This window comes from Synechococcus sp. MU1655 (genome assembly GCF_023630655.1).
Lineage (GTDB): Bacteria > Cyanobacteriota > Cyanobacteriia > PCC-6307 > Cyanobiaceae > Synechococcus_C.
The window spans coordinates 1-10,594 of record NZ_JAKUHK010000042.1; the positions used below are offsets into that span (position 1 = coordinate 1).

Annotated in this window: 14 protein-coding genes and 1 tRNA gene; 3 read left to right on the top strand and 12 right to left on the bottom strand. The window is 55.0% G+C overall.

Annotation, left to right across the window (positions count from 1 at the left end; all coding sequences use genetic code 11):
• The 3 genes from NCN04_RS03600 to NCN04_RS03610 all read right to left on the bottom strand — a co-directional run.
• A partial coding sequence (locus tag NCN04_RS03600; protein ID WP_250395199.1) for an efflux RND transporter permease subunit occupies positions 1 to 1,787 on the bottom strand: 1,787 nt, incomplete at its 3' end.
• 112 nt (positions 1,788 to 1,899) lie between these two features.
• Entirely contained in the window at positions 1,900 to 2,391 is a 492-nt protein-coding gene (locus NCN04_RS03605) for a photosystem I reaction center protein subunit XI (RefSeq protein WP_250395200.1), read from the bottom strand.
• A 44-nt stretch (positions 2,392 to 2,435) separates the two neighbouring features.
• A complete protein-coding gene (locus tag NCN04_RS03610) occupies positions 2,436 to 2,552 on the bottom strand; it encodes a photosystem I reaction center subunit VIII (RefSeq protein ID WP_048348459.1) in 117 nt (38 codons plus the stop codon).
• Positions 2,553 to 2,678: 126 nt separating this feature from the next.
• On the opposite strand from NCN04_RS03610, the gene NCN04_RS03615 reads away from it, so the two are divergent.
• A complete protein-coding gene (locus tag NCN04_RS03615) occupies positions 2,679 to 3,146 on the top strand; it encodes a HEAT repeat domain-containing protein (RefSeq protein ID WP_250395201.1) in 468 nt (155 codons plus the stop codon).
• On the opposite strand, the gene NCN04_RS03620 is transcribed toward NCN04_RS03615, so the two are convergent.
• Together NCN04_RS03620 and NCN04_RS03625 are read right to left on the bottom strand one after the other, a co-directional pair.
• A complete protein-coding gene (locus NCN04_RS03620) occupies positions 3,104 to 4,096 on the bottom strand; it encodes a glycosyltransferase family 2 protein (RefSeq protein WP_250395202.1) in 993 nt (330 codons plus the stop codon). The two genes, NCN04_RS03615 and NCN04_RS03620, sit on opposite strands and share 43 nt — an antisense overlap.
• A gap of 49 nt (positions 4,097 to 4,145) precedes the next feature.
• Positions 4,146 to 4,883, bottom strand: a complete 738-nt coding sequence (locus tag NCN04_RS03625) for a C40 family peptidase (protein WP_250395203.1) — start codon at positions 4,881 to 4,883, stop codon at positions 4,146 to 4,148.
• A 17-nt stretch (positions 4,884 to 4,900) separates the two neighbouring features.
• Between NCN04_RS03625 and NCN04_RS03630 the strand changes: the two genes are divergently transcribed.
• On the top strand, positions 4,901 to 5,800 hold the full coding sequence (locus tag NCN04_RS03630) for a serine hydrolase (RefSeq protein WP_250395204.1): 900 nt from the start codon (positions 4,901 to 4,903) through the stop codon (positions 5,798 to 5,800).
• 4 nt (positions 5,801 to 5,804) lie between these two features.
• Here the strand turns inward: NCN04_RS03630 and NCN04_RS03635 are convergent, their stop codons facing one another.
• From NCN04_RS03635 to alr, 3 genes are all read right to left on the bottom strand, one after another.
• A complete protein-coding gene (locus NCN04_RS03635; protein ID WP_250395205.1) occupies positions 5,805 to 6,179 on the bottom strand; it encodes a hypothetical protein in 375 nt (124 codons plus the stop codon).
• Positions 6,180 to 6,459: 280 nt separating this feature from the next.
• Positions 6,460 to 6,548: transfer RNA gene (locus tag NCN04_RS03640), tRNA-Ser, on the bottom strand.
• A gap of 38 nt (positions 6,549 to 6,586) precedes the next feature.
• Positions 6,587 to 7,768 (bottom strand): alanine racemase, encoded by a 1,182-nt coding sequence (gene alr / locus NCN04_RS03645; RefSeq protein ID WP_048347890.1) that lies wholly within the window; start codon positions 7,766 to 7,768, stop codon positions 6,587 to 6,589.
• 74 nt (positions 7,769 to 7,842) lie between these two features.
• Between alr and NCN04_RS03650 the strand changes: the two genes are divergently transcribed.
• The gene (locus tag NCN04_RS03650; protein WP_048347891.1) at positions 7,843 to 8,343 is read left to right on the top strand and encodes an HNH endonuclease; all 501 of its coding nucleotides are present in this window, start codon (positions 7,843 to 7,845) and stop codon (positions 8,341 to 8,343) included.
• 10 nt (positions 8,344 to 8,353) lie between these two features.
• Here the strand turns inward: NCN04_RS03650 and prfA are convergent, their stop codons facing one another.
• The 4 genes from prfA to rplM form a co-directional block, all read right to left on the bottom strand.
• On the bottom strand, positions 8,354 to 9,448 hold the full coding sequence (gene prfA / locus NCN04_RS03655; protein ID WP_048347892.1) for a peptide chain release factor 1: 1,095 nt from the start codon (positions 9,446 to 9,448) through the stop codon (positions 8,354 to 8,356).
• Positions 9,449 to 9,550: 102 nt separating this feature from the next.
• A complete protein-coding gene (rpmE, locus tag NCN04_RS03660) occupies positions 9,551 to 9,817 on the bottom strand; it encodes a 50S ribosomal protein L31 (RefSeq protein WP_048347893.1) in 267 nt (88 codons plus the stop codon).
• Between the two features lie 32 nt (positions 9,818 to 9,849).
• Positions 9,850 to 10,257 (bottom strand): 30S ribosomal protein S9, encoded by a 408-nt coding sequence (rpsI, locus tag NCN04_RS03665; RefSeq protein ID WP_011618378.1) that lies wholly within the window; start codon positions 10,255 to 10,257, stop codon positions 9,850 to 9,852.
• Positions 10,254 to 10,594 (bottom strand): 50S ribosomal protein L13 (gene rplM, locus NCN04_RS03670; protein WP_250395206.1); only part of this gene is annotated, 341 nt, incomplete at its 5' end. The genes rplM and rpsI, both read right to left, overlap by 4 nt.

The following is a 10,594-nucleotide window of genomic DNA, read 5'->3' on the forward strand; positions in this document are numbered from 1 at the left end:
CGAATGGAATCCATGATTGCCATGCTTCGTTCCAGGCTGGCGCCTTCCGACAAGGTGAAATAACCACGGATTTGGCCCTGGTCTTCGTTGGGGATAAAAGCTGTCGGAGTGTTGCGAAGGACGACTCCCGTGAGCATCAAGCTGATGATTAAAACGATGCCCACCCAATTGGGTCGGTTTAATAGCTTGCGCAATGTTCGTGAGTAGTGCCGTTCAGTGCTTTGCATGGCCTTTCGGAGACCATCGCTGAGTCGTCTGATCGGTCCAGGCAGGCGTCCATTCCCTGGAGTGAGAACCCTTGCTGATGCCATTGGCGTGAACGTGAGGGCGTTCAACGTGGAGAACACAATGGCAGCCGTAATCGTTAAGGCAATCGGTTCGTAGAGGCGACCAATTGACCCTGGAATCAACAGAACAGGAACGAAAACCGCTACGAGAACCAAAGAGGTGGCCACGATTGCTCCGGCCAATTCCTGCATCGCCGTTTCGGCTGCCTTTAGAGGTGGGTCTCCCTTTTCAATCCGATCGGCAATTTCCTCGCTCACCACGATTGCATCGTCTACAACAATGCCCGTCGCAAGAATCAGCCCGAACAGAATCAAACTGTTGATATTTGAACCGCTGAGGCGGATGACCAACAAGCTGCCGACCAACGAAATAGGTACGGCGATCCCAGGCACCATGGCTAACCGCCAGCGCCCCAGGAAGAGCACCAAAACAACTAAAACCAGCAGGACTGCATCGCGGAGAGTCGTGATGGTGCGATCGAGATTGGCTTGGATGGTGTCGGCCGTATCCACGATGGTTTGCATCGTGATTCCGGGCGGAAATCCTGATTCGAGTTTCGCGAGATTTCTGCGAATGCTTCGACTGAGAGCAAGGGCATTCGCTCCATCTCTTTGATAGATCCCTACGGCAACGGAGCGTTCTCCTTGAAGATTGATCGCAGCCCTTCCATAACTGCGCTGTCCAAGGCTGACGCGGCCGACATCACTGAGTCGAATGAGGCCCCCATTGGCTAATCGTTTGATCACTACGTTTTCAAGTTCGTCCTGGCTGCGCAAGCGACCGTCGGCTTCGACAGGGAGGCTGAGAAGTTGTCCTGATGGAGCCGGTGCGCTGCCAAGCGCTCCGATGGCGGCCAAAACGTTTTGCTCGATCAGTGCTGTGCTCACATCCGTGATCGTGAGATTGGCTTGCTCAAGTTTTTGAGGATCCATCCACAGGCGGTAGGCCAACTCGCTGCTCCCGAACACACGAATGTCCCCAGTGCCTGGAACGGATCTGAGCGATTCTCTGAGCGATTGTTCAAGCCACCCTGGGAGAAAGGTTGGAACGTAGAGATCTTGCGGATGGCTAAAGCCAAGAATCATCAGTAAATCGCTAGAGGAGCGATTCACGCTGAGTCCTTGGCGGGTCACGGCTTGCGGCAAACGGCGCAACGCCAAATTCACTTCGTTTTGAACCTTGATCGCATTCAGTTGAGGGCTGCCTTTTTTGAAGCGAAGGCTGATTCTTGATTGCCCTTCACTACTTGTGGACTGAATGCTGTCGAGATCGCTGAGACCGTTGAGTTGTTGCTCCAGCACAGTGGTGACGCTTTGCTCGACCACATCGGGGGATGCAGCAGGGAAGCGTGCTGTCACGCTGACCTGGGTTGGGGCCAACTGGGGTAGGTCTTCAAGGCCTAAGCCGGAGAGCGAAACAAGTCCTGCCAGCAGGACGAGCAGGCTGCAGACAACGGTGAGGACAGGGCGTCGCAGAAACGGCTGGGAGATGGACCGCAAGGCGGCACCTGCTGCAAAAGCGGATTGATCTTGGCAGTTAAAAGTCCCTGTTGAACGACTTTTCGCTCAACAGGGACTTTGCGGGTCTGCTTTCAGTGAGGAACGTTGAGGCTTAGCTTACGCTCCAAACACCTGCAGCTACTTTCACAAGCTGCTGAACGTGGAGAGTGTCGCAGAGCAACCAAGCAAACACAGCACCACCACAGCCACCAAGCCAGAAGCCACTGGTGAATTCAGACCACCCGTTGCGGGTGAAAAGATCTGCTGGGGGATTGTCAACGGTGACGTCTGCAGGGGGGATATGAGGTTGCTTTCCGGGCTGGTTATAGAGAAGAAACAGGAAAGTGAGGAGGTGAACAGCACCGATAGCTGCTAAGAGACCAGCGGTTGCTGAGTAATCAGAATTACGCAGTGGGCCGCAGATTGTGAAGGGCCCGTATAGGAGATATCCAAAGGCTGCGCCTGTTTCAATTCCCCTGAAATTTGGTGATATTCCTTGACGGTAAAAAGGAAGGTTATTGATAAGCCACTTCAAAAAATATCCGCTATTCACGGGTGTGGCTAGATTACCGACGCAAGGGTCGGCTGCAGGAGTGACAGTCATTGGAGTTTGATGGCTGAGTCGGATTACTGGTGTCTGGTTTGAGATCAGTCGGCGGCGGTAATCACCCCTCCCACAAGAATGATGAAAACTGCAGGGAAAACAATCCCGATCATTGGCACAAACAACACCGGCAGCCAGGCTGCTGCAAAATCTCCAGTCATGATCAAGCCCAGGGTTGTTCCCTCGATTTTAGAGTCTTCATGTTGGGCATTCCCCTCTAAGGGTTTCCTGGCGAAATAAAAGTTCAATCCAACCCTTGATCGGGTTGTCCCTAAGCATCTGATCCGATGACTCAGCTATTTGCTGGTGTTGCAACCATTGTTCTGGCCATCATTCTTTATGGCCTGGGCCGAAAACCCCATAAGCCAATTCTGCGCAGTACGGATGTTTCGGAGGTCGTAGCCCTGAATCGTGCCCAGGTGGAGCTGGTGCAGGTGGCGGAGGTTGAGGAGGTCGCTGAGCGTGCTCCCGTTCTTGCGTGGCAGGCTCCCTCCACCTCTGCTGAAAGGCTTGCGATGCAGCACTACCTGCGGCGGTCGATGGATGACGGGCCAGATCTACGCCTGCAGGCGATCAAGCTGGCGGGGCAGTGGGGTCACCAGTCGGTTCTTCCACTCTTGAGAAGAGGCCTGCATGATTCAGATAGTCGAGTGGTTGAGGCTGCTGCCGCCGCGATTGAACGTCACCGCCGTGGCCCTTCCCCTGACTTAGCTCAATCTGTACGGCCCCCGCGCAACGTGGCGCGGATGCGATAAATCGGCCTTCCTTGGCTTTCGTGATAGGTGCGACTGAGCAGTTCTGCCAACAGTCCAAAGCAGAACAATTGAATTCCAGCCAACCCCAAAACCACGGCCAGCGTGAGTAAGGGCCGGTTGCCAATATCGGCGCCTTGGAGCTTGATCAGCAAGAGGTAACTACTGGAGATCAAGCTCAACGCGATCGCAATCAATCCCGCGAATCCGAACACGTACATCGGACGCGTTAGGAACCGTTTCATGAACCACACGGTGAGCAGGTCCATGAGCACGCGAAATGTGCGATCAATTCCGTATTTGCTGCTTCCGTACTGCCTTGCCCGGTGATTCACTTTGACTTCAGTGATTCGCGCGCCTTCGATGAAAGCCAGTGCGGGTAGGAAGCGGTGAAGCTCTCCGTACAGGCGCATGTCGGAGAGAACAGCCCGGTCATAGGCCTTTAGGGAACAGCCGTAGTCATGGAGCTTCACGCCTGTGACCCTGCCGATCAGTCGGTTGGCGATTCGCGAGGGCAGCTTTCGCTGCAGTTCGGCGTCCTGTCGTTGATGGCGCCAACCGCTCACGAGGTCATACCCCTCACGCAGCTTCGCCAGGAGCAAGGGGATGTCTGCTGGATCATTCTGTAAATCACCATCAAGGCTGACGATGATCCGGCCACGGGCCACATCAAAACCCGCTGCCATCGCAGCGGTTTGACCGTAGTTTTTGCGAAGAAGCACGCCAACGACCTCTGGTACCTCTTGGCTGACCTGTTCGAGCACTTCGGCCGTTTGATCAGACGATCCATCATTCACAAACACCAGCTCGAAGCGCTCACCTGAGGGCCGTAGTGATGCGAGAAGTTGCTCCACCAATTCGGGGAGGCTCTCTTCTTCGTTGTAGAGCGGAACCACGACGGAGACGTCGAGACTGCTCTCCTCGTTGGCGGGTTCTGTCGGGCTCAGAGACATCCAGGTGTCGGGCGACGCGAGCAACTTAAGCCGGCGTCGTTGAATCTCTTTAAGCAAGCGTTGTGCCGTCGTGGCAGCGGGTCACCCTGCCGGCTCCGCGAAGTTCGGATCGGTAGTGGCAGGCAACGGGGTGTTGGTCAGATGGATGGATGCTGTCGATGCCAATCCCGTTGCGGCCGTGATCTTGGCCAGAACTGTGCATGTAGCGCCCTTGTTCGAGATGGATGGCCACGTGGGTGCAGCGCTGTGCCGTGCCGAAAAACAACAAATCTCCAGGCCGCAGCAGTTGATCATTCCCCGGGCGAACCGCCACGGGGCTGCAAAACCGTTCTTGTTGGTAAGCATCTCGAGGTAACCAGATGCTTTGGCTGGCAAACGCCGTTTGCACGAGGCCTGAACAGTCGAGATCAGGGCCGATCGTGCCCCCCCATAAATAGGTGTTGGGGATCTGGGCAGCGTTCTTCAGCCAATGAAGCACCAATGGAAGTCGCCTTTGGATGCTTGCGGCATCGAGCAGGCGAGGGCTCCAATGGCTGCGCGCCACGGCCTGACTGTTGAGCTCATCGATGGCCATCCAACAGGGATATCCATCCTCAATCAATGCCGTTCTGACGCGGCGTGCGCTCGGATGTGGATCAGCGAGAACTCGAAATCCCCTGCCAGCACAGGCTTGAGTCGCTAACCCGCTGCCATGGCTGCGCGCATAGCCTTGAACATCAGCATTGAGTGTCCAGCAGCTTCCCTTCTTCAGCTGTTCGGGAGTGAGCGCTGTGCCTAGGGTCGGCATTGACTGATGCCAGTGCTATGGCGTTCTACCGTGCCGAGCCGGCGATGCAGGAGTATCTCGTCGGCTTGATTGATCGATTCGCTGACCAAGGCCGCCCTGGATTGCACGAGCAGATTGCCGTGAACTGGGTGCGCTACGACCAATCCAATTTGTCGATGGGAAGCGGATTGGGTGCCGCCTGGGCTGACCAGAAACCGCTCTATCCAGCGAGCGTTGTGAAATTGGTCTACGCCGTTGCGGTTGAGGATTGGCTGCAAAAGGGCCTTCTCCTCGAAACGGCGGAGTTACGACGTGCCGTCAACGACATGATCGCTCTGTCCAGCAACGATGCCACTGGATTGGTGGTGGACTGTCTTACCGGCACGTCCAGTGGACCCGACCTGCAAGGCGAAGCCTGGGTGAACTGGCAGCGTCAGCGTCAATTAGTTAACGAGTGGTTGTCGGATTTTGGTTGGGCTGAGTTTGAACGGGTGAACTGCTGCCAGAAAACCTGGGGAGATGGACCCTATGGGAGAGAGCAAAGGTTTTATGGAGAGAACAACAGCAACCGCAATGCCTTAACAACAGCTGCAGTCTCTCGGCTGTTAGAAGCGGTGATGACCGATGGTCTGCTTTCACCTCCCGCTTGCCACCGCCTGCGTTCAGCGCTGGCGCGTTCTTTGAGTCAGGTTGAGAGGAGCGCTGATCCTGAAAATCAGGTGGATGGTTTTCTTGGGGAAGGCCTGCCAGAGAACAGCAGGCTTTGGAGTAAAGCGGGATGGATGAGTCAGGCCAGGCATGACGCCGCTTGGTGGAGTGAGCCTGAGGGCGTAACACAACTGTTGGTGGTGTTCAGCGTGGGGGCTGAACGTGCCGATGACAACCAGCTCTTACCAGGTCTTGCGAGGGAATTAGCTGCTTTTGGCAAGGATCCCTGAGTAATTAATGGACTGGATTCTTGATGTTTTCTGGGAAAGATCCTGGTAATTTTGGCGGTGTTGAATCATTATGCGCAGCTTTCCAGGTGAAAGCAGTTCGTGCAAATTCTTGTTTTTGATTAATGTCTTGCAAGCGCTTTGTTGCGAGTTGATTCGTTTGCTCAGGTGCTCGCTTGAATCGATGGATGTTAAAGCGAATGATTGATCTGGTGATTGGGAAATCAAACCTTTGAAAAATGATTTTAACTTTGCGGCAGGGTCGTGTATTGCTCTGATTTGTAGCCATGCTTATTGCGAAGGACGGTTTGAAGAGTTTCTCCTCTCTTGGCCTTTGGTTGTTGGGGTCTTGTTGTGAAATCTTTTGGTCGAGGCCTCTCAAGGCTTAAAGCCTTGAGAGGCTCTTGAAAGAATTTGGCTTTCCCTTGGCACTCCAAGGCTGTCGCATCAAATTAGTGCAAGGACTCCGTTCGACGATGGTTTCTCTTTTTGATCAATCTAAGAGTCTAAGTTGATCAATCGTCGTTAGTATTGAATAATGCGAATCGTTCGTCGGAACGAGTGTTTGGCCGTGAAGGCGTTAAATTTTCAGCGCACAATCTCTGTTGCTTTGACTCTTGAATTCACAGCAAAGTGAAGAAGGAGTAGTGACTTGTTTAAAACGGAGAGGGAGGGATTCGAACCCTCGACAGAAGTTGCCTCCTGTAACTCCTTAGCAGGGAGCCGCTTTCAACCACTCAGCCACCTCTCCAGCAGCAAAGCCATCGTACCAAGAGGTCTGCCAAATGCTCAGATTACTAAGCGAGGCAAGCGATGTTTGAAACTGCAGAGCACTTCCCAGGGGATTGAATCCGCAAGTGTTGCCCAGGATCTAGGGCTGATGGTTTGTTCGCCATCACGGCCCAGCAGGGTGACAACATCACCGCTTTCCAAGCCCTTGTGTTCCGTTGCATCGAGGATCAGCTGATCCATGGTGATGGCTCCGACTTGAGGAAGCGTTTGGCCATCGTGTAGGGCATGGATGCGTCCCGAGAGGCAGCGGCTCACTCCATCGGCATAGCCGATGCTGACAACGGCCAGGCGACTGGGGCGCTGGGTGACAAAGCGGTGCCCGTAGCTGACCCCCACCCCTGCTGGGACTTCGCGGATCAGGCTTACTTTGGCCTTCACGCTCATTGCAGGCTCCAGGTTGAGAATCCCATCGAGATGTTCGCTGGGGCAGTGTCCATAAAGAGCTAGTCCCACACGCACTAGGTCGTGGTGAAGGCCCGGATCCCGCAGGGTTCCTGCTGAGTTTGCGAGATGCCGTTTCAGTGTTGGGCTGCGTAGCTCGCGTGTGATGCTCTCGAAGCGGTCTTCTTGGAGCTTGGTCACTTGGGCTGCGTGTCCATCTCGCTCTCCGTCCGCTAAGGCCAAATGGCTGTAGATGCCGGAGAGGCTGAGTTGATCCAGCTGCTGGATGGCATGGGCCAGACGATTGCCATCCTTCCAGTCACATCCGAGGCGGGTCATCCCCGTATCCACCTTCAGTTGAACGGGGAAACGACGCCCACTACTGTCGGCCAGGTTTTGACAGAGCAAGGCCTCACGCATGCTGCTGAGGGTGGGCATCAGCCGCCATTGCAGGCAGGCTCTGAGGTCGTCGGGTTGGGAGAGATGGCCCAACACAAGCACCGGCTGATCGAGCCCTGCATTCCTAAGGTCAATCCCCTCCTGGAGTGTTGCGACACCGAAGCTCGTGGCGCCGCCACGAACAGAGGCTTTGGCCACAGTTTCTGCTCCGTGGCCATAACCGTCGGCCTTGACGACAGCCATCAGATCACAGGAAGGACCAAGGTGGCGTTTGAGGGAGCGGGCATTGGCTTCGATCGCTGAATCCGACACCTCCAGCCAGGCGCGCTGGCGAGGGTTGGCCTCCACTGGATTGTGAATCCAGGGGGCGTTTCGGTCGTCGGCGATCTGATCTCGCATGCGAGCAGGGTAGTGAAGATCACAGTGATGTCCCTGTGATTCTCGATAGCATGACTGTTATTGAGGGGGCTTGCATGGGCCAAGTTCTCGTTCTCAACGCCTCCTACGAGCCACTGAACATCACGACTTGGCGGAGAGCCATGGTGATGTTGATGAAAGGTAAAGCGGAAGGATTGGAGCATGACCAAAACAAGTTGATCCGACAAGGCACGCATCTTCCGACCGTGATCCGTCTTGTTCAGTTCGTCAGGGTGCCTTTTCGCCAGCTCCCCCTAACGCGTCGCAACGTATTTCAGCGGGATAATCATTGCTGTCAGTACTGTGGCTCGCGCACTGAACAGCTCTCCATCGATCACGTCATGCCCCGCAGTCGGGGTGGCGGCGACAGTTGGGACAACATCACGACTGCTTGCTTGAGCTGCAATGTACGGAAGGGAAGCCGTACGCCTGAGGAGGCTGGGATGCCCTTAAATCGTGTGCCACGGCGTCCGCACAGCAGTCTCAGTTTTGAGGCTGTACGCCAGATCGATTCTGGTCGCTATTTGGAATGGGCCAAGTATGTGATCGGCGCTTAGTCGACCTCTGTCAATCAGCCTGCTCGCTGAGATCGGCCAGTTTGCCTCGTTGTTCTTCAGCGATACAGGCATCGATGACATCATCCATTTGCCCCTCCAGAACGGGATCAAGGCTGAAGTTGCGGCCGAGGCGGTGATCTGTCATCCGGTTGTCTTTGGCGTTGTAGGTGCGGATTTTTTCGCTGCGATCTCCCGTGCCTACTTGGGCTCGTCGAGCTGATCGTTCGCTTGCATTCGCCTCAGCGAGTTGGCGCTCGTAGAGCTTGGCGCGGAGAATTTCAAGGGCGCGTTCGCGGTTTTGCATTTGCGAGCGCTCTTGGGTGCAAAACACCCTGATCCCGGTTGGTTTGTGCATGAGGTCAACCGCCGTCTCGACTTTGTTGACGTTCTGGCCACCGGCACCGCCCGACCTGGCGGTGCTGATGTCCAGGTCGCGGGGGTCGATCTGCACTTCAACCGGATCAGCCTCTGGCATCACGGCCACCGTGGCCGTTGAAGTGTGAACGCGCCCTTGGGATTCTGTAGAGGGCACCCGTTGCACCCGATGGACTCCAGCTTCAAATTTCAGCTCGCTGAAGACGGCATCACCTTTGACCGAAAGAATCAATTCTTTGTAGCCACCTAAATCAGCTTCGCTAGCACTGACCGGTTTCACATCCCATCCCCGTCGGCTGCTGAAGCGTTCATACATTCGCGCTAAGTCTCCAGCCCAAAGACAGGCTTCATCCCCCCCGGCACCAGCTCTGATTTCCAGCATCACGCTGCGTTCGTCTCTGGGGTCTTTTGGCAACAAAGCCAAGGTGATCCTTTGAATCAGATCGGCATGGTGGCGATCGAGTTCTTCAAGTTCCTGTTGGGCTAACTCCTCCATGGCGGCATCGCCACGGCTTTCTTTGAGCAGATTTTTGGCTTGCACCTGTTCTGCTTCTACTTTTTGAAGGCTGGCGTAATCGAGGACCAGAGGTTCAAGGCGTGATCGCTCTCGGGCAATTTTTTCCAGGCGCTGTGGATCAGCTGCCACATCTGGATCTGCTAACTGTTGCTCCAAATTGTGGAAGCTGCTGCTGGCCGCTTCCAGGCGACTGATCAGAGTAGTTGTGTCCATCCCCTCAGGGAGCAGTAATTAAAAAACCTCCAAGCGCAGACAAAATCCGCGAGAGGAGGTTTGGGCTCCAGGATTCCGGGAGCTTATGGGCGCTTCAAGCAATCAGGACTCTTTGGAAGTCTCGTCTTTCGCTGCCTTCGTGTCAGACGAGGCAGTGTCAACACTTCCCATGCCGTACTTACGCATGAAACGATCCACGCGACCTTCGGTGTCGAGGATCTTCTGCGTGCCAGTGAAGAAGGGATGGTTCCCACTCCAGACATCGACATTGATTTCAGGCTGAGTGGAGCCAGTGGTCATCACAACTTCGCCGTTGCAAATGACCTTCGCGTCCGGATACCAGGTTGGGTGAATGTCGGGTTTAGGCATGGCTCACAGAAAAGTGGGTGATGAGGTGAAAATCAGCGCTTGGAGAACTGAGGCGCTTTACGTGCCTTCTTGAGTCCGTATTTGCGACGTTCCTTTGCACGGGGATCTCGGCTGAGATGACCTTCGGTTTTGAGTGGCTTGCGGTTATCAACAGAAAGTTCGCAGAGCGCGCGAGCAGCACCTTGCTTGATCGCATCAGCTTGACCGGTGAGGCCACCACCACGCACGTTGACGAGGACGTCATATTCGGTGCTGAGCCCCAGAGTCTGCAGAGGCGCTTTCACCGCAGCTAAGTAGGCAGGGTTGTAATTCAGATAGTTATCGCCAGGACGTCCATTAATGGTGATCGTGCCATTGCCGGGAACTAAGCGAACACGAGCAACCGAGGTCTTACGGCGACCTGTGCCCCAATAAACGACAGTGTTGTTTGAGCTACTCATTGTGCGGAAGCGGCAGGGTCAAGCTGGAGGGTCGTGGGTTGCTGTGCGGCATGGGGATGCTCGGTGCCCTTATAAACCTTAAGTTTGCGGAACAACTGCCGGCCCAAGGCATTGTGAGGAAGCATCCCTTTGATGGCTTTCTCAACGATGCGTTCTGGGAGACGTTCCTGGAGATGCTCGAAGGTTTCAACCTTCATGCCACCTGGACGCCCTGAGTGACGGCGATACAGCTTCTGCTGAGGCTTCTTGCCTGAAACTCGGATCTTGTCGGCGTTCACCACAATCACAAAATCGCCAGTGTCGAGATGTGGAGTGAAGCTGGCTTTGTTTTTTCCAC